At 57.2% G+C, this 17225-nt stretch carries 15 protein-coding genes; 5 read left to right on the forward strand and 10 right to left on the reverse strand.

The window, feature by feature from the left end; genetic code table 11:
• Positions 1 to 4 precede the first annotated feature (4 nt).
• Positions 5 to 2569 (forward strand): cation:proton antiporter, encoded by a 2565-nt coding sequence (locus KP708_RS09290; protein WP_202207398.1) that lies wholly within the window; start codon positions 5 to 7, stop codon positions 2567 to 2569.
• A 16-nt stretch (positions 2570 to 2585) separates the two neighbouring features.
• On the opposite strand, the gene KP708_RS09295 is transcribed toward KP708_RS09290, so the two are convergent.
• On the reverse strand, positions 2586 to 3965 hold the full coding sequence (locus tag KP708_RS09295) for an MFS transporter (protein WP_215750940.1): 1380 nt from the start codon (positions 3963 to 3965) through the stop codon (positions 2586 to 2588).
• A 514-nt stretch (positions 3966 to 4479) separates the two neighbouring features.
• Between KP708_RS09295 and KP708_RS09300 the strand changes: the two genes are divergently transcribed.
• Positions 4480 to 6108 (forward strand): hypothetical protein, encoded by a 1629-nt coding sequence (locus tag KP708_RS09300; RefSeq protein WP_099212388.1) that lies wholly within the window; start codon positions 4480 to 4482, stop codon positions 6106 to 6108.
• A 38-nt stretch (positions 6109 to 6146) separates the two neighbouring features.
• Here the strand turns inward: KP708_RS09300 and KP708_RS09305 are convergent, their stop codons facing one another.
• Genes KP708_RS09305 through KP708_RS09340 form a run of 8 tightly spaced genes read right to left on the reverse strand, consistent with a single transcriptional unit; the run spans position 6147 to position 13955 of the window.
• Complete coding sequence (locus KP708_RS09305; protein WP_203547423.1) at positions 6147 to 6938, reverse strand: MBL fold metallo-hydrolase; 792 nt, start codon at positions 6936 to 6938, stop codon at positions 6147 to 6149.
• Positions 6935 to 7720, reverse strand: coding sequence for a TatD family hydrolase (locus tag KP708_RS09310; protein WP_215750885.1), 786 nt, complete (start codon positions 7718 to 7720; stop codon positions 6935 to 6937). The genes KP708_RS09305 and KP708_RS09310 overlap by 4 nt, the downstream gene beginning before the upstream one ends.
• The gene (metG, locus tag KP708_RS09315; protein WP_215750884.1) at positions 7717 to 9255 is read right to left on the reverse strand and encodes a methionine--tRNA ligase; all 1539 of its coding nucleotides are present in this window, start codon (positions 9253 to 9255) and stop codon (positions 7717 to 7719) included. Before metG ends, KP708_RS09310 begins: the two co-directional genes overlap by 4 nt.
• A 29-nt stretch (positions 9256 to 9284) precedes the next feature.
• Complete coding sequence (locus tag KP708_RS09320) at positions 9285 to 10208, reverse strand: DNA polymerase III subunit delta' (protein WP_215750883.1); 924 nt, start codon at positions 10206 to 10208, stop codon at positions 9285 to 9287.
• Positions 10205 to 10870, reverse strand: coding sequence for a dTMP kinase (gene tmk, locus KP708_RS09325; RefSeq protein ID WP_215750882.1), 666 nt, complete (start codon positions 10868 to 10870; stop codon positions 10205 to 10207). Before tmk ends, KP708_RS09320 begins: the two co-directional genes overlap by 4 nt.
• A complete protein-coding gene (locus tag KP708_RS09330; RefSeq protein ID WP_046901487.1) occupies positions 10854 to 12131 on the reverse strand; it encodes a D-alanyl-D-alanine carboxypeptidase family protein in 1278 nt (425 codons plus the stop codon). The genes tmk and KP708_RS09330 overlap by 17 nt, the downstream gene beginning before the upstream one ends.
• The gene (locus KP708_RS09335) at positions 12128 to 12985 is read right to left on the reverse strand and encodes a septal ring lytic transglycosylase RlpA family protein (protein WP_215750881.1); all 858 of its coding nucleotides are present in this window, start codon (positions 12983 to 12985) and stop codon (positions 12128 to 12130) included. The genes KP708_RS09330 and KP708_RS09335 overlap by 4 nt, the downstream gene beginning before the upstream one ends.
• Complete coding sequence (locus KP708_RS09340) at positions 12972 to 13955, reverse strand: lytic murein transglycosylase (protein WP_215750880.1); 984 nt, start codon at positions 13953 to 13955, stop codon at positions 12972 to 12974. Before KP708_RS09340 ends, KP708_RS09335 begins: the two co-directional genes overlap by 14 nt.
• A gap of 169 nt (positions 13956 to 14124) precedes the next feature.
• On the opposite strand from KP708_RS09340, the gene KP708_RS09345 reads away from it, so the two are divergent.
• Entirely contained in the window at positions 14125 to 14691 is a 567-nt protein-coding gene (locus KP708_RS09345) for a DedA family protein (protein WP_215750879.1), read from the forward strand.
• Positions 14692 to 14695: 4 nt separating this feature from the next.
• Positions 14696 to 15760: an ATP-grasp domain-containing protein gene (locus tag KP708_RS09350; RefSeq protein ID WP_215750878.1), complete on the forward strand. Its 1065-nt coding sequence runs from the start codon at positions 14696 to 14698 to the stop codon at positions 15758 to 15760.
• 6 nt (positions 15761 to 15766) lie between these two features.
• On the opposite strand, the gene KP708_RS09355 is transcribed toward KP708_RS09350, so the two are convergent.
• Positions 15767 to 16231 carry an MlaD family protein gene (locus KP708_RS09355; protein ID WP_215750877.1) on the reverse strand — a complete coding sequence of 155 codons (465 nt, stop codon included), beginning with the start codon at positions 16229 to 16231 and terminating at the stop codon, positions 15767 to 15769.
• 128 nt (positions 16232 to 16359) lie between these two features.
• Here KP708_RS09355 and KP708_RS09360 point away from each other — a divergent pair, with 128 nt between their 5' ends.
• On the forward strand, positions 16360 to 17202 hold the full coding sequence (locus KP708_RS09360; protein WP_046901482.1) for an undecaprenyl-diphosphate phosphatase: 843 nt from the start codon (positions 16360 to 16362) through the stop codon (positions 17200 to 17202).
• The last annotated feature ends 23 nt before the right edge of the window (positions 17203 to 17225 follow it).

A 17225-nucleotide genomic window follows, 5' to 3' on the forward strand; every position in this document is an offset into this window, starting at 1 on the left:
TACAATGATGGTGACAGGCCTTGCAGCCGTTCTTCTCGCGATTGCGTTCCTGCTCACGCTCGTCAGCATCATTCAGCCTCTGGCCAAACGGCTTGAGATTTCCGAAACGGTTCTGCTGGCCCTTGCTGGCATCGTTCTGGGTGGCGCTGCGTCTCTTGTTGTTCGTTCCTCCGCAACGGACCTGCTGGATGGCGCCGCCGAAGCCCTGATCTATTTCCCGATCAACAGTGAAGCCTTCCTGTTGATCTTCCTGCCCATTCTGGTGTTCCAGGGTGCCATGGGCATTGATGTTCGTCGTCTGGCCCATGAAACGGCAACAGTACTTCTGCTGGCAGTTGTGGCGGTTGTGGTTTCCACAGCCACCATTGGTCTGGCGCTTTACCCATTCGCCAATCAGAGTCTCGTGGTCTGCCTTCTCCTCGGATCTATTGTCGCCACGACTGATCCGTCAGCCGTGGCAGGTATCTTCCGGGAGATCGGCGCTGCGTCACGTTTGACGCGCCTTGTCGAAGGTGAGGCGCTCCTGAACGACGCCGCCGCGATTGCGATTTTCGCTATCCTGCTGGCCTCCGTCACCTCCCACCGGCACATCCATCTCGGTGAGGCGGTCGTTGATTTTGCGTCCGCTTTTGGTGGCGCCATTGTTGTCGGCGTCTGTCTTGGCCGCTTGACCCTGCTGCTCATTGCAGGCCTGGGCGGAGCCCCGGCAGCAGAAATCACCCTGACCCTCGCTCTGCCATACACGGTTTATATTCTCTGTGACGAAATGCTCGGCTTCTCCGGCGTTGTCGCCACGGCAGCCGCAGGCCTGACAGTCTCAGCTTACGGACCGTCCACCTTCCGTCCGCAAGTCTGGCGCTTCCTGAACGAGCTGTGGCAGCAGCTCGTTTTCTGGGCAGGCTCTCTGGTGTTCCTTCTTGCCTCCATGCTGGTTCCACGCCTCCTGATTGGCATGACCAAGTGGGACTGTGTGCTCATCCTGATCGCGAGCGTGGCAGGTCTGGTCGCGCGCGGTGCCGTTGTGTTCGGTATGCTGCCGATCCTTGCTTTCACGAAGCTTTCGCCACCTGTCCCAACGCCTTTCAAGGCTACCATGGTCTGGGGTGGCCTGCGTGGCGCCATCACTCTGGCGCTCGCACTGGCCGTAACCGAGAACCAGAGCGTCTCAAGCCCCGTAGCGCACTTCATCGGTATCATCGCGACAGGCTTCGTGCTGATTACCCTACTGGTTAACGGGACGACCCTGCGTTCACTCGTCCTGTTCCTGAAGCTTGATCAACTGTCACCAATCGATCAGGCGATCCGCCAGCAGATCCTCGGGATCGGCCTTGGTGAAGTCGCGGAACGGACGCGCGTGATGTCTGATGAGCTGGGCTTTAGCGAACAGACGCGCATTGGTGTCATCAGCCGGATCGAGAAGCGCGCTGAAAAGGAGAGGGCGGCCAATAACTTTGAATCTGCCCTGAGCGACCGTGCTCGCGTCAATATCGCGCTCATCACGATTGCCAATCAGGAACGCTCTCTTCTGCTGGACCTGTTTCGCATTCAAGGCCTGTCGCGCCGGGTCATGGAAACGCTCTTGCGGACGGCTGAAGCCATGGCCGATGGCGCGCGTCTCGAAGGACGTTATGGCTATGTCCGCGCCCTGAAGCGCCGACTACAGCCTCCAGTGAGGTTCCGGGTTGCTCAGGAACTGCACAGCCGCTTCCATTTCGACGAACCTCTGATGTACGCGATGATGGAACGCTTCGAGATGCTGATCATCGCACATCTCGTGTCACTGTCGCTGCAGCGCTTTGTGAGGCAGCGCATGGAGCCAACCCTCGGTCCGCGTATTACGGAAATCGTATCCGAGGTTCTGGGTCGTCAGCGCAAGCTTCTGGATGATGCTCTGGAAACACTCCGCCTGCATTATTCCGGTTACTCGGAAGCTCTTGAGAGCCGTATTCTCCGTCAGATCGCACTGCGCCTGGAAGACGAAGAATACGATGCGCTTCAGGCTGACAATCTCATCTCCGAAGAGCTGCATCGGGAACTCCACCGGGATATCGAACGCCGGAGCGCGCGTCTTGAAGCGCCTCTACGCTTTAATCTCAAGAGCGGTATTGAACAGCGGCTGCGAGCTTTCCCAGCCTTCAATGGCGTCCCCGACAGCGTTCTGCACACCCTTTCCCGCAAGGTTGCCATGCGGTTTGTCTCTCCTGGGGAGGTTCTTTTCAAGCGTGGCCAGAAAGCAAGGATTGTCTACGCACAGGTCGCAGGCCTTGCCGAAGTTCATCTTCCTGAGCGTGAAATCCTGTTCGGCAGCGGGGACCTGATCGGCGCAGCCTCCGTCATCCGTGGAGAGCGACTACAAGGGACCGTTCGGTCGCTTCAGTTCAGCCATTTGCTGGCAATCCCCAAGCCGGTGTTCGAGAAGCTGATCACCGACTATCCGATTGTCCAGCGCCTCATCATTGCCCGCAGCAACAAGCGCGCAGACGGCCTCCTAGACCCTTACGTGGTTAAAACGGCAGAAGGTGTCAGGCTTGCTCCCGCTCAGGGGCTCAAGGGAATAGCGTCTTCCTGAGCGCAGACTTCCGACATTAGATAGCCTTCTTCTGCGGGGCCAAAAGGTCCCGCCAGAAGAAGGCACATCCCATCAGAACACATGCGGCCAAAAGACAGGCCCCACTATGAATGAGCCAAAAGGGCACATCCCCGACATGACCAATCAGGGTTGAAAGCTTCCCGATCAGGAGGTTCGCCAGAAAGAGATGCAGGGTAAAGCAGGCGACCAGAATAGTATTGAGGCTTGCGGGCGCAGCGCGTGAATACAGCGCCATGCCGATCGCATAACTCATGCTGAAGCCAATATCGTTAATCGTGTGAAAAGCGATCCCCCAGATCAGGCTCACCTGATGTGGGACAGGGTAGAGCCAAGACGCTATGGCGAGTACGAGCGGGCCCAGAGAGGCAATAAAAGCGCCGATTGCAACCTTCGTAATCTCAGCTGGATCCGGCCGCCGACGACTATATAGCTTCCAAAACCCAAGAACAGCGATCGTACAAACGGTACTGACCAGACCATCAAGCGACACAAGACTACTGACCGGAAACGGATGCCCCAGAAGCGTCAGCTGGTAATGCTCGCGTCCCCACAGCAGATATCCGTCAAAAATTTCTGAATTTGGCAGCGCACTCAATGCCAGAACAGGAAGAAGCGCCAGGAGCAGAACAGTCGTTTTCTTTTCTGCAGACGTCAAAGACGGGCGAGGGACGGATGCACTCGCAATACTGTCGTTTGGCAACCAATGCTTGCCCAACATATAAACGAAAAGCCCGATCAGCATTCCCGAACTGGCAGCCAGAAAGCCCCAGTGCCATGCTTTCAGTGCAAGATAGGCGCACAGCGCAGGAGCCACAATAACTGCGGCCTGAACACCCAAAGAATAGATCTGGTAAGCCTCTGAACGTCTCGGATCATCCAATGTGTAAAGAGCGCCAACCTGCGCGCGTAGACCACCAGCCGCTCCAAGTCCCAATAAGAGGGTCGTGATCGCGATGACAAAGCTCCAGTCAAAGGACATGAGCACATGCCCGACTGTCATGAGGATTGCGCCTAGGAAAATCGTCCGTGTACGGCCAAGAAACCGGTCAGCAACGATGCCGCCGAGGAGAGGCGTGGCATAGATCAGTGCCAAAAACAGACCGGTAATCGCGCCTGCCGTGGCCTGTATTCCAACTGGTGCATAGAGCACATCAAGAAAAGACTTCAGTGCCTTCATACCCAGCACATGCTCCACATGCCCGGGTTGAAGCAGGTAGTCCGCCAGATAGAGCACGAGAATGGCCTGCATGCCGTAAAGCGAAAATGCCACGCAGCCTTCAGTCAGAACCAGGACCCAAAGCCCCTTGGGGTGCCCAAACAAATCCTTGGAAGACGGTACTTTCACGGCATCGACCGCAGGGGCGTTGGGAATCACTTCAGTCAAAACGGTCTCGCAGGGTGAGGAGAGGAGAGACCATGGGTAGAGGCCAATCAGAGCACCGGTAAAGAGGTCATAACCTTAATGGCAAAATGCCATAGTTAATTTGCAGTCGATATTCATGGCATTTTGCCATTGAGCGCCAATTTGCGGCTAATGATCTCCCAAAACAGCATAAAAACCGGGATCAATGGCAAAATGCCATAGGTTGTGCAGCCCGATGCAAAAAACGTCAAATTAGACCGGAATCGTTGGAAATAAGCCGATTGCAGTCTCAGATACTCGGTCTGAAAACGTGAAGAGGCTTTTATATTTTGCTTCACACGTATGTCGTATAATATATATTATGCCAACTTACATATCAAAAACAGCCTGAAACTCACATATCCGTGATACACGATGACTTGTTGCGAAGAATGTCATTTTTCGCGCTAACCTGAAACGAAGTTCAATTCTTCTGGTGCACGAACCCATTGTCGTGAACCAGATCCTCCGCTGGAGCGGTTGTTGCATGCCACGCCTTTCATTGCGCCAGATTGCTTTTCTGAGCTGCGTTTTCTCTGTTGGGTCTCTCACGGTTCTTCCTGCAACCGCACACGCCGATGATTACACCGAACTTCTGGATATCCTTCGGGCCAAAGGCAGCCTGACACACGGAGAATATAACAGCCTTCTGGCACACCATCTGCGACACAGCCGATCCGAGGCATCCTCCAATCAGGATGGCACCTCAAGCCCCCCGGCAAAACGCAACCGATACCGCCGCTACAATCCAACTCAGTATGATGGCAGCCTTGAGCCCCCCGATGTCACGACCATCGCCGCCGCTCAGGCCGCACGTCGTGCAGCAAGCGAAGCTGCGGCTGATGCACGTGACACACGTTCCATGCTCCGCCAGGCGCGCGCGAGCTACGATCCAGATAGCGTTGTGCGCGTCAAACCTTACGTCGCAGGCAAAGGCGTAACTGTTCAGGCTGGCCAGATCGAGATCAATCTCTCAGGCTTCGTTAACGGCTTCTACACGTATAACAGCCCTGGTGGCGGCAAGCCCGTTGCAGGTGGCGTCTCCACCGGCTCCAGTGGATTTGATTCCTCATCCGTCAGAAACGGCCTGCTTCCTGGTGGCCTCATCCTGAAACTAAATACGGTTCAGGACGGCATCAAACTTGGCGCGGTCTTCGGAATGTATCCGGGACTGAACAACGCAGATGTCGGCGCGTTCAACGCCAACTCCGGTGGCAGCCCCGTGGGCCTCGGAACAGCGGGCGTTGATTTCCGTCAGGTGTACATGACAGCTGGCACCGACAGACTTGGTACGATCAAGATCGGTCGTGACATCGCCCTGTTCGCATCTGATGCCATTCTGAATGATGCAACATTGCTGAGTGTCGGCAGTACGGGAAGCAATGCCAATCCGGCCAATACGTCTCTGGGCCGCATCGGTGTGGGTTACGTCTACACGGATTGGCTCCCACAGATCACCTACATCTCCCCAAAGTGGCATGGTCTTCAGGGATCTGTCGGCATCATGACGCCGCTAGATCCGTTCAACTATGCTGGCGGTGGCCTATCTGCGACAAGCACGCAGCACAGTTCGCCAATGGTTCAGGGTAAAGTTACCTACGACGCAAAAATTGCAGGTTTCACCACACGTCTCTGGGCCAGCTTCCTGACCCAGCACGTCCAGAACCTGACAAGCTCAACCCTGGGTACAGACAGCCGCAAAGGCGCGACTGTCGCTGCAGGCGATGTTGGCGTCAAGCTCTCCCGCGGACCGTTTGAAGGCGTGGCTTATTACTATTACGGTAATGGTTTGGGCACGACCGGCCTGCTGTTTGACGGCATTTCCCAGTCCGGCCGTAAACGAAACTCGGAAGGCTATTACGTTCAGGCCTCCTACAAGATTCTGCCACGCCTGAAGCTGGTTGGAAGCTACGGTGTCAGCAATCTTTATCAGGCTGCGGGCGAAGACAATCCATCGCTGGTCCGTCGCAATCAGTCCGAAGTCGGGGCACTGTACTACACACTCACAGACTGGATGTTCCTCGTGGGTGAATATGCCCATACGGAATCCGATGCTCATGGCCCGAACCATGAGAGCGATCACACCATGTCAGCGGGCGCGATGATCACCTTCTGAGCCCAGAAAAACCGGGCAGACCACCCTGCCCGGTTTTTTCAGAACGTCAGAACCATTCCATCATAAGCCGGACGCACATCCGGCGGCAGGGTCTGGCATAGAATGTCGTAATCCATATCTGTGCCCATATGAGTCAGGATTGTGCGCCCTGCCCTGATTTTCGTGCGCCATTCCAGTACACGTTCCAGCCAGGCATGAGCTGGATGCGGTTCATATTGGAAGCAATCCACAACCCACGTATCCACACCATCCAGAAGCGTCAGAGCGTCTTCGGACAATGTTTCAACATCCGTGGAATAGGCAAATTTTCCAAACCGCAGCCCCAGAGACGTGATCCGACCATGACGCTGCTCGAAAATACGCCCTTTGAGACCGGGAAAATCGACGTCTTCTCCAGCGGTAACGACCTGCTCATTGAAAACCGGACGATAAAAATCCGGGCCTTTCCAAGGCGCAAACGCATAGGCAAACCGCTGCCGAAGCTCTTCCAAAGTGCTTTGCGCGGCCAAAAGCGGAAGTGGCTTGTCAATCACACGGTTGATGGCCCGCAGATCATCAAGTCCTGCGATATGGTCACTATGCGGGTGCGTATAGAGCACTGCATCAATGTGGCTCAGGCCACAATTCAGCATTTGAGAGCGGAAATCCGGCCCGGAATCAACCAGAAGCCGAAACCCGCCCTCACCTTCAACAACAATCGAAGAACGCGTACGCCTGTTCTTGGGGTTCTGCGGATTACAGTGCCCCCAGATCCCCGTTTGTGAACCGTTCTGACCGCCAAGCATTGGCACGCCAGCAGAACCTCCACATCCAAGGATTGTGACTTTCACAGGCGTGTCCTTGCAAAAAGGCGATGTACGTTTTCGGTGGTGATATCCGCGATTTTTTCAGCGGAAACCCCCCGTTCCTGCGCCAGTCGCGCAGCTGTGTGGGCCACATATCCCGGCGTATTCGGCTTACCGCGCTTTGGAACGGGCGCAAGAAACGGACTGTCCGTTTCAACCAGCAGCCGATCCTCAGGGACAATCCGCGCAACGTCCCGAATTTCCTGGCATTTTGGAAACGTCAGAAGCCCGGAGAAGCTGATATAGCCCCCGAGTTCGAGCGCAGCCTCAGCAAGCTTGGGTCCCGAAGCAAAGCAGTGAATCAGAAAAGGAAACGCACCCTTCCCGCTTTCTTCGCGCAAAATCGCGATCGTATCGTCGTCTGCCTGTCGCGTATGAATAACGACCGGTAAACCTGTCTCACGAGCCGCAGCAATATGCGTGCGAAATGCAGCGTGCTGCGCCGGTTTCGCCTCATCTCCGCTGTGAAAATAATCCAGCCCGGACTCACCAATGGCCACCACGCAGGATGGCTCGGCTTTCTGAACCAGCTCTTCCACAGAAGGAAGGCGCTCTTCACCCACATGATCCGGATGCGTGCCGATCGCGCACCAGACGCGAAGATCTGGCGCGTCAAAGCGCGTCAGACCAATCTGGGCCTCTGCCTGTGAAAAGCGCGTCCCGATCGTAATCATGCCAGCTAGACCAGACTGCCGCGCGATCTCCAGCGCGGCAGGCACATCGTCCAGACGATCAAGATGGCAATGACTGTCGATCAGTCCCGTCATTCTGCTTCCTCGACGACGAAGCGCGGGAACAGCCCTTCCGGCTTTGGCAATGTGCGCCCACCTGGAAGCGGCGTTTCAAGAGCGGCGAATGTCCGCTCGTTCTCTTCTACACCAAGCTGGGTCAGCATCTTGTCCATCGTGTTGGGCATATAGGGCTGAAGCATCGTCGCAATCGCACGGATCACATCCAGCAACACACGCAGAACATGCGCCATCCGCTCCGGATCAGTCTTCTTCAGCGCCCAGGGAGCCTGACGGTCAATATACGAATTGGCCGCACGGATGATCTTCCAGACTTCCTCAAGCGCATCCGTAATGGCTTTGCGCTCGATCTGCTCGCTCATCAGAGACGGCAAAAGCTGCGCCGTGGCCAGAATGGCCAGATCGTCTTCTGTCTGTGGCCCGCGTTCCGGGACAACGCCACCAAGATTGCGCGCCACGAGGCTCAGCGTCCGCTGGCACAGATTGCCGAGATCGTTCGCCAGTTCGACGTTCGTGCGCGTAATCATCGAACGACGGCTGAAGTTTGAATCACCACCAAACGGCACTTCTCGCATCAGGAAGAACCGCAACGCATCCAGACCGAACTCATCAGCCAGCGCCTTCGGGTCCAGAACGTTGCCGAGAGACTTGCTCATCTTCTCGCCTTCGACCGTCCACCAGCCATGGGCGAAGACGCTTTTCGGCAGCTCAATACCCGCAGCCATCAGGAAAGCCGGCCAGTACACACAATGGAACCGGGCGATTTCCTTGCCAACAATATGCAAATCTGCCGGCCAGAACTTCGCACGCGGATCATTCAGATCCGGGTAGCCCACAGCCGTCAGATAGTTGGCGAGCGCATCGAACCAGACATACATGACGTGATCCGGATCGTTCGGAACCGGAATCCCCCATTTGAAGCTGGTGCGGCTGACGGAAAGATCCCTCAGCCCCTGCTTCACGAAGCTCTCGATCTCCCGACGCGGCCCATGGGGCCCAATGAAGTCGGGGTTATCTTCATACAACTTCAGCAGACGGTCCTGAAACTCAGACAGTTTAAAGAAGTAGGACGGCTCCTTGACGCGCTCTACTGGCGCACCGGATGGAGCAACCATCGTGCCATCTGGCTTCTTGACCAGCTCATCTTCACCAATGAACGCTTCATCGCGTGTGGAGTACCAGCCCTCATACGCGCCGAGATAGATGTGACCGTTAGCCGCAACTTTTTCCCACAATGCACTTGCAGCAACCTTGTGGCGCTCATCCGTCGTGCGGATGAATTCATCCGTGGAGATTGCCATGTCCTGCTGCATCTGGCGGAAAGACGCAGAAATCTTGTCAGCGTAGGCTTGCGTTTCCATGCCCTGAGCGGTCGCGGTCTGCTCGACCTTCTGGCCGTGCTCATCCGTGCCGCTGACGAACAGGACGTCTTCACCATTCAGGCGATGGAAACGGGCCAGAACGTCAGCCGCGATGGACGTATAGGCATGCCCGATATGCGGAGCGCCGTTCACGTAGAAAATCGGAGTTGTAATGGTGAAGCGCCGCGTCATGTCCACTCGTCTTGTCATGCCTGAGCCATTCACGTTCCGGCAGCGAGTTCCACTGCCTGACGGATGGCCTGGGCCTTGTCCAGATTAAAACCGTCTGTCTGCCGCCTCAGTGTATCAAGTTCCGAACACTGACGGGCAGAAGAATCAGCAACAGGCAGGTCGCCACGTCGTGCTGCCGAGCGTGCACGGTCTGCCAGTCCCTCGCCTAGCAAATCACAGAGCAATGCGAAACCTTCCGTCTCTCGAGCAATCCGGTCAATGAGAGGAAGCATATTAGCCGTAAGCGTCTTTCCCGCCAGTATTTCCGCCACAAACGCAGCAATCGCTCCATCCCGATCCTGAGCAAGAAACAATGCGCGCCCTGGAGAACCATGAGACCGCGCAAGAACATCTTCTGGAACATCAGGAACCAGCACGCGCATATCCGCGTCAGGCAGAGGCGAAAGGGCAAGCGCGCGACATCGACTGCGGATGGTCGGAAGCAGCCGTCCGGGAGACGCGGTTGTCAGCAGAAGGATAGCTTTCGGGGGCGGCTCTTCCAGAATTTTTAGAAGCGCATTTGCTGCAAAACGGTTCAGATATTCCGCGCCGTCCACGATCACGACACGCCAGCCACCTTCTGTTGCTGTGTGGTGCAGGAAGGATTGCACTGGCCGCACATCTGCAGCCGTGATTTCTCCCCGCAAACGGCCCTTTTTCTCGTCCACAGCACGAGAGATTTCCAAAAGGTCTCCGTGCGTCCCAGCCGTAATACGCCGTGCGGCTGCAGAGGCTGGATCTTCTCCATTCAGCAGTATCCGCGCCAGCCGGAACGCGAGCGTCGCCTTTCCAATCCCGGCGGGGCCGGAAATCAGCCATGCATGATGTAATCGCCCAGATGCAAGGGCAGCACGAAACGTCTCTTCAGCCGCTTCGTGGCCTCGCAGGTCGAATGTGTGCCGTGGATCCGTCACGCGTCAGACGCGCACGCCGTATGACCGAGCTTCTCCGACACAGCATTCAGAAGGGATCGGCTAACAGCTTCCGCTGTGCGCCCGGCGTTAATACGCTTCACGCGCTCCGGTTCTGCCTTGGCAATCGCGTCGAAACCAGAAAGGACACGCTGATGAAAAGCCTCAGCCTGTCCTTCGTATCGGTCTGTCCGACCTCCGCGACTTTCCAGCCGCTCCAGCGCCTGTTCGCGTGGCAGTTCAAGCAGCAATGTCAGATCAGGCTCTCGCCCGACAAGACGTCGTGCGCCAGTAATGAAGTCCAGACGCTCCGTTGATCCTCGCCCGACACCATAGCCCTGATAAGCCAGCGTCGAATCATGGAAACGATCACAAACCACAACTGCGCCACGCTGAAGAGCCGGAAGAATGAGGTTGTCCAGATGGTCACAGCGGGCTGCCATATGAGCCAGCACCTCTGCCCGCCAGGACAGCTCTTCTTCTCCGAAAAGCAGAAGATGCCGGATTGCTTCTGCGCCCGGCGTTCCGCCCGGTTCACGCGTCAGAATGGCTTCGTACCCTAGCCCACGAATATGGTCTGCCAGAAGGCGCGCCTGCGTGGATTTCCCCGCGCCCTCGCCACCTTCCAGCGTAACGAACAAACCGTTTTTAATTTGCAGGGCCATGACCAAGGCGCGCCATCGCACGTCCAACCAGTCCGAGTTTTGCAACGGATGCACCAGCCTGAAGCGGCACACGAATATCACCCATGCCCGGCGCTGAAATTACGATCGCACCACAGGCCTGACCTTCAACGACCGGTGCAATCACTGGTGACGCATAATCCACTGCAATATGGGAGCGCTGCTGCCAGCCCACCGGCATGGTCATCACAATGTCAGCACCCGCGACAAGCGGTACAGCCTTGTGTTCACCCATCCAGACCGGCGCGTGATCGACAACCTGCCCCTTGCGGAACAACGTGGCATTTTCGAAGTTTGCAAACGCCCAGGACATGAGGCGTTCACCTTCATGCGCGCGCTCATTGCTGGACGCTGTCCCGTTAATCACGACAATCACGCGATTTCCGTTCCGGCTGGAGCTCGCACAGAGACCAAACCCACCCGCATCGGTGTGACCCGTCTTCAGGCCATCAGCCAGTCCCTTGTCGACCAGAACGTTACGGTTGCCCTGACGGATCTTGTTGAACGTGAATTCCGTCTCACCGAAGAAATGGTAATATTGCGGGAAGTCACGGATCAGGTGCATGGCCACGGTCGCGACGTCATGCGCGGACATGTAATGCCCTTCGGCAGGCAGACCCGTCACGTTCATGAAGTGCGAATTCGTCAGCCCGATCTTCGGAGCTTCCTCGTTCATCATGGCGACGAAGCGCTCTTCAGAGCCGGCGATCCCTTCTGCGAGCACAACGCAAGCGTCATTGCCTGACTGAATGACCATGCCCTGGATCAGTTCAGAGACAAGTACGCTCTCACCCAGCGGCACGAACATCTTGGAACCCTGCGTGCGCCAGGCTTTCTCACTGACCGGAAGTCCCTGCTCCAGGTGCAGACGTCCGGTCGCCAGCATGCCGAACACGATATAGGCCGTCATCATTTTCGTCAGGGACGATGGTGCCATCCGCTCATCTGCAGATTTATCCAGCAGAACTGCACCCGTGCTGGAATCCACAATGTAAGCCCAGCGCGCAACGGTATCGAACGGACCAATCGGCGTATTGGCAGGCGTCCCAACCGGAGCAGCCGGAACATCAGAAGCGGCGGCAGCGGCTTTTGCATGAGCTGCGGCATGATGGTGCGGGCGTGCCAGCGCACTCAGCGGCCCGCCAAAAGAAGCACAGGCTGCAAAGCCCGCAACACCACCGAAAAGAGAGCGTCTAGTCCGCACGTTCGTCCCCAGTTGTTCGGCCTTTGTCACGGCCGTCATTCCACAATGATCCGCGCGCCCTCTACCCCGCACGCATGGGTCCGGTCCAGTGCCGCATCGGCCTGGGCGGTATCGGTATAGGGTCCGGACCTTACGCGCCAGTCCAGGCCTGCTCCATCTGGCACACGCTGAACCTCGCCGGAACAGCGCACTGCCACACTTGCGGCGGCTCCATGCCCGGAAAATTTTCCAAGAAGAACATATAGCCCCTGCGGACCTGTCATCCCCTGAGACCACGTTACAGGTAACGGCGTGAGCGCGGGAGACGGTTGGCCGCCCACAGACGAGTCGCTGCCATAGACTTTTTTTGAAGCGCCACCATCAAGCGACTCTGCCCGAACTTCCCCAACCGGAGCAGACTGGACGTCCAGATGCGGCGCACCCGTCAGTCCCTCCATAACGGAACGGCTCGCGGTTTCGTCTTCCACAATCTCAACAGGCGTATCAGACGTCATGCCCAGCAGATCTGCGGCCTTTGGGGACAACGCGACAACACGCCCTGCACTTTCCGGCCCCCGCCGGGTCAGCCGGATCCGAACCACCCGCCCATTCAACAGATTTCGGACCGTCACGATCGACGGCAGTTGAAGGGTTTGGTGTGACCCGGTCATTCCACCTGATGACCAAGCCTCTCCGTCAGAAGCCAGTTGCCCATGTAACGGCGCCTCACGTGTCGCCAGACCCGTTGCCCGATAGTCGAACTGCTCATTGGGATAAAACCAACCCTGCGGGCCGTGCCACGCATTCCCCAGCTCATAGTGGGGATGCGGCGCAATAGCAGGCTCATCATCCTGATGACACGCCCCAACCAGGGGCAAGAACGCCAGAAGTGGCGCGAAATTACGGAGAAACAATGCCGGTTCCCAGAAGACCTACGCCCAGCGCGTAATAATCAGACGGGTTATAACGACGGATCACGTTGAAATTATGGTAAACCATGAAGGCCTGCGTCCCCGGACCATCCGGCTGCACAATCGCGCCTTTTACATCCGTGCGGGAGAAACGCGCACCATCTGCCCGCCGCACGCCGCGAGACATCCACTCTGCCAGTGACTTGGTATTGGTCCGGCCAATCTCACTTTTATCCAATGCGCTGGCCAATGTGACTTCCTGTCCCCATGGCTCGTAAGGCTGCCAACCGCATTTCCCGAGATAGTTCGCGATAGACGCAAACACATCGGGCTGGGACGTCCAGATATTACGCTTGCCGTCACCATCACCATCAGCCGCATACCGCAGATACGCGCTCGGCATGAACTGGGCCTGCCCCATGGCACCGGCATAGCTGCCCATCATGGCTTCCGGTGCGATATCACCATCATTCAGGATCTGGAGGGCCTTCATCAGCTCCCCACGAAAGAACGTTGAACGCCGCCCATCGAATGCCAGAGTCGCAAGGGCATCCACGACAGAGAAAGTGCCGGTATGCGCACCAAAACCCGACTCGAGACCCCAGATCCCCATCACGCCCCGATCGTCACATCCAAAGCGCTCACTGACGGGTGCCATCACGCTCTCTACGCCTGAATAGACTGTCCGGCCCTTCTGAAAACGCGACTCCGGCAACACGCGATCACGATACTGCGCCCATGTCAGGGTGAACTCCGGCTGATGCCGATCGAGCTTGAGAACCTTGGCATTGGGTTCTCGCGTCAAAGCCAGAGCACGGGAGACGATGCTGGCAGAAAGCCCCTGCGCCAGTGCCTGCGATCGGACGCCGGCGAGAAATGCACCGTAGTCCTGAGCTTCAGCAGAGCGGATCCCCATCGCAGCCGCTCCGGCAACAGAGGAAAAGGCAGCAAGAAGATGACGTCTTTTAAGCACGGGAATATCAGCCCCCAGAGGGTGGTTCATTTGAAGCGCACGCTAGCAACCTGTGATGCTCCCTACCAGTCTTCCGCAAAACCTTTCGAGCATTCTCCGGTCAATGAGATTGTCGCCAGCGCGCTGACATGCGACATCAACGTTCCATGATCATGGAACATCCCGCGGCATGATAGCCATTGGCCCCGCCCTGGCGTCACAGCCTGCCTGGCTGAAAGCAGTCAGCATCATTGTGGGAACCTTTATCCTCGAAGACGTGGCAACCGTTCTTTCCGGAGTGGCTGCGCGTGCGGGGCATGTCAGCATCGCTCTGGCCCTGGGTGCACTCTGGTTTGGCGTCGCAATCGGTGATCTCGGGCTATATGGCCTTGGCGCCGCTGGTGCACGCTGGCCCCGTCTTCGCCGCTTCCTGACGCTTCCCAAGCAGGAACGAACGCAGGATTGGTTTTCCAAGAACGTCATCCGCATCGTCGCCATTTCCCGCTTCGTGCCCGGCGCGCGCCTCCCGCTCTACACAGCCTGCGGCTTCTTCTACGCACCGTTTCTGCGGTTTGCCCTGACAGCAGTGCTCGCCACCCTTGTGTGGACAACACTGCTGTTCCTGCTAGCCATGCGCATTGGCGGCTGGCTTCTGGCGCATCAGGGAGGCTGGCGCTGGGCCGGACTGGCGGGATTTGTTCTGTGTATTGTTGTTGTCGGGCGCCTGATCGCCCGTATCCAGACCGTGAGCCAGTAACCGAATGTCCAAGACAGAGACTGAACAAAATCCCCTCTCGCTTTTCGAGTTCTGGCCTGGTTCCATCTTTTACACGCCCATCGTCCTGTACTGGATCGCAATGGGCCTGAAGTACCGGGATCTCAGCATTCCGACGGCTGCCAATCCGCGCATCGAGACCGGTGGTCTTTGCGGAGAGAGCAAGTCTTCCATTCTCGACATGGCTGGCCCAATCGCCCAGGAGGCTATTGCCCCTTACGCTGTTTTTGCGAGTGGCGCTGGCGCGCTGGATCGTGCGCTAGCCGCGATGGAACGAAAGGAGCTGTCATTTCCGGTAGTGGTCAAACCCGATATTGGCTGCAACGGAACAGGCGTGAAACTTGTCCGCTCCCGGGAGCAACTCGAGAGCGTTCTCCCTCAGTTCCCGAACGACGTGGACCTGATGGTGCAGGAACTCATCGACTATCCTGTCGAAGCCGGCCTGTTTTACATCCGCCATCCCGATCAACCGCAAGGCCGCATCACGTCGGTAACATACAAGGAAGCCCCGGTTCTCACGGGCGACGGACATTCCACCATTGAGGAACTCATCATGAGTGATCCTCGCATGGGTCAGGTTCCGCAAATCTATCTTCCGCGTCTGGCAGGTCGGGAAAAGTCGGTTTTGGCAGAAGGGGAAGTTCTACCCCTCGTGTTTGCTGGCAATCATTGCAAAGGGTCTGTCTTTCGCGATGGCCGGGCGGATACCACCCCAGAGCTGACCGCGCGCCTGGACGCCATCATGAAAGACGTTCCGGACTTCTATTTCGGCCGTGTAGACGTGAAGGTTCCGTCGGTTGAAGCGTTGCAGCGCGGAGAAGGCCTTCGCATTATCGAAATTAATGGTGTCGGCTCCGAAGCAATCCATATCTGGGACCGACGTACGACCCTGTGGGAAGCGTATCGGGCACAGTTCTCACACTATCACCAGACCTTCCTCATCGGCGCTGCCAACAAGGCGCGTGGATGGAAGACATCAGGCGCTTTCGGAATGCTGCACTCCTGGCGCAAACAGCGCCGTCTGCTGGCGTCCTATCCAATGAACGACTGAGAGAACTCAGTTCCCGAGTTTACCACCGCCAAAGATATAGTTGCTGACCTGCTGCTCCAGCGAAATCTGGTCGCGGGTGTCCTTGATGACCCCGCCAGCAGACAGCGTCTTAGGATCTTTCCCTGGTTCAATCTGAAGCGCGTTGTCAGCTGTCATGCTAGGCGCACCGATACCGACAGCCGTATCAACCGGAAGATTGAGCTGCTGATCAACGGAAAACGTCACGTCAGCCATCTGGGTGTGTGGGTTGAGGCTGATCGACTGGACACGCCCCACCGTCACCCCGGCGAGATCAACATCCGCGCCAGCTTTTAAGCCATTCGCTGAATTGAACTGCGCATGCATGACGATGCTGTGCTGAACCGGCCCCTTGCGAAGCTCATCGCCATAAACAAGAAAAGCCCCGGCAACGAGAAGGACAAGACCGCTTGCCAGAATGGCGCCACCGCGCCCGCTGTATCCTGCCTTCATGTGGTGCCTCAACTTTCAAAAAACCCGGTAAGCTGGCGAGTTAGTCTTCCCCCACAGCACGGTCAAGGTTGCGTCCCTTCGCGCCATCAGGCAAGTGACTTCCTTTTCCGCCCATCCGTGCAGGCTCCATGACGCTTTTTCAGGCCATCATTCTCGCCATCGTTCAGGGCATTACTGAGCCCTTTCCCGTCAGTAGCCTCGGCCATGCCGTTCTGCTGCCCGGTATCCTTCACTGGAACCTGGACGAACATTCGGAAATGTTCCTGCCATTTCTGACAATGCTGCACGTCGGAACCCTGGTGGCTCTGGCCGGCGTCTTCTGGCGCGACTGGATGGCCATCCTTCGCGGGATGCTGGGTCTGCACGGCCGATACAACCAGCTTGAATCGATTCGGGTTTTTGGTCTTCTCGTCATCGCGACAATCCCGGCCGTCATCTTCGGTGGGCTTTTTGAACATAGCCTACGCTCCATATTCGGGGCGCCTCTGGCCGTCGCAGGCTTTCTGGTTCTGAATGGCCTGCTGCTTCTGGTCACGGAATGGCTCCGCAGACAGCGCGGACAGGCGGATCACCGTCCGATTTCTTCCCTGTCTCCCAAGGATGCTCTGATTATCGGGTTCTGGCAGTGTCTTGCCCTGTTCCCTGGTCTGTCGCGTTCAGGCGCCACCATGAATGGCGGTCTTCTGCGCGGACTGGATCACGGTACCGCCGCCCGTTTCTCCCTGCTCATGGCCCAGCCGGTCGTTCTGGCAGCGACCGTCAAGGAAGGCTGGCAGATGCGGCACATGACGATTTCCCACGACGTGATGTTTCAGTGCGTCGTGGGAGCCATCGCTGCCGGCATCACAGCTCTTATCTGTTCTCTCCTGATGTTGCGCTTCTTCCGCAATCATGACGAATGGGCTCTCAAGCCTTTCGGCATCTACTGCATTGCTGCCGGCCTGCTGGCAGGCGTTCTCATCGTTCTATAAACCTTTCAAGACGCCGCTTTTCC

The organism is Gluconobacter sp. P5H9_a, assembly GCF_018812085.1.
GTDB lineage: Bacteria > Pseudomonadota > Alphaproteobacteria > Acetobacterales > Acetobacteraceae > Gluconobacter.

Bases quoted from the DNA above. Each gene is read 5' to 3' on its own strand.
- KP708_RS09290 (WP_202207398.1), top strand. From the start codon at position 5: ATGATGGTGACAGGCCTTGCAGCCGTTCTTCTCGCGATTGCGTTCCTG.
- KP708_RS09300 (WP_099212388.1), top strand. From the start codon at position 4,480: ATGCCACGCCTTTCATTGCGCCAGATTGCTTTTCTGAGCTGCGTTTTC.
- KP708_RS09310 (WP_215750885.1), bottom strand. From the start codon at position 7,720: ATGACGGGACTGATCGACAGTCATTGCCATCTTGATCGTCTGGACGAT.
- metG (WP_215750884.1), bottom strand. From the start codon at position 9,255: ATGACGCGGCGCTTCACCATTACAACTCCGATTTTCTACGTGAACGGC.
- tmk (WP_215750882.1), bottom strand. From the start codon at position 10,870: ATGGCCCTGCAAATTAAAAACGGTTTGTTCGTTACGCTGGAAGGTGGC.
- KP708_RS09330 (WP_046901487.1), bottom strand. From the start codon at position 12,131: ATGACGGCCGTGACAAAGGCCGAACAACTGGGGACGAACGTGCGGACT.
- KP708_RS09345 (WP_215750879.1), top strand. From the start codon at position 14,125: ATGATAGCCATTGGCCCCGCCCTGGCGTCACAGCCTGCCTGGCTGAAA.
- KP708_RS09350 (WP_215750878.1), top strand. From the start codon at position 14,696: ATGTCCAAGACAGAGACTGAACAAAATCCCCTCTCGCTTTTCGAGTTC.
- KP708_RS09355 (WP_215750877.1), bottom strand. From the start codon at position 16,231: ATGAAGGCAGGATACAGCGGGCGCGGTGGCGCCATTCTGGCAAGCGGT.
- KP708_RS09360 (WP_046901482.1), top strand. From the start codon at position 16,360: ATGACGCTTTTTCAGGCCATCATTCTCGCCATCGTTCAGGGCATTACT.